Source organism: Joostella atrarenae (assembly GCF_021764745.1).
GTDB classification, from domain to species: domain Bacteria; phylum Bacteroidota; class Bacteroidia; order Flavobacteriales; family Flavobacteriaceae; genus Galbibacter; species Galbibacter atrarenae.
Genome location: NZ_JAETXX010000040.1, coordinates 1 through 921 on the forward strand (window position 1 = coordinate 1; position 921 = coordinate 921).

The 921-nt window shown below is 29.3% G+C and carries 1 protein-coding gene; it reads left to right on the top strand.

Annotation, left to right across the window (positions count from 1 at the left end):
- Positions 1–102: 102 nt before the first annotated feature.
- Positions 103–921, top strand: an 819-nt coding sequence (locus JM658_RS16980; RefSeq protein WP_236961087.1) for a P-loop NTPase fold protein, incomplete at its 3' end; no start/stop codon positions are given.

A 921-nucleotide genomic window follows, 5' to 3' on the forward strand; every position in this document is an offset into this window, starting at 1 on the left:
TCAATTAAGGAACCATAAAAACGCTCCTTAATCAAGTAAGCAACTTCCCAATTACTTCTAGCAGAGAAATCCTTTTTACCATATACACACTTAACAACACATATGAATTCAAAAAAAATCGAGTCAATATTTGAGAATTACCTTAATAAAACAAGCACAAATTACGCTTTATTAATTAGTGGGAAATGGGGAAGTGGAAAAACCTTTCTATGGAAAAATGTCCTTGAAAAAAAAGCTGTAGAAATGGATTTTAAACCTGTTTACATTTCTCTTAATGGAATTGAAAGTATCAAGGAGGTTGAAAGCATTTTATTCAGTAGTATTTTGCCCTTATCAAATAAACTTCAAAAAAATGGAATTAAGAACGTTGTTAATCTTTTAAAAAATTTAACAAATGTATCTGGAAAGATTTTTGGGCGTGGAACACAATTGATAGACTTAACAAAAGGGATTAAAATAAATTTCGATATTTCTAAAAAAGTATTTTGTTTTGATGATTTGGAAAGATGTTCTGCACCCCCTGAAAACATTTTAGGTCTGATCAATGAATATACTGAACACAAAAACGCAAAAGTAATAATCTGCTCCGCGGAAGAAGAAATAGGAAAGAAAACCGGCTATAACAGAATAAAAGAAAAAGTTGTAGGTAGGATATTAAATTATAGTGCGAATTATGATGAGTTATTTGATGGTTATATTGGAAATGTTTTTGATAAAGATTTTTATGACTTTTTGAATAACAAAAGAAAGGTAATAATCCATTTCTTCAAGAAGCACAACATACAAAATTTAAGGACGTTTGAGTTTTGTTTAGAGAATATCCACCGCTTACATAAATACTTTAAAGAGGAAGACAAAGAAGTTGTAGATAGTATGTTATTTTTCACCGCTATCATTAGTAATGAATTTAAGAATGGTGAG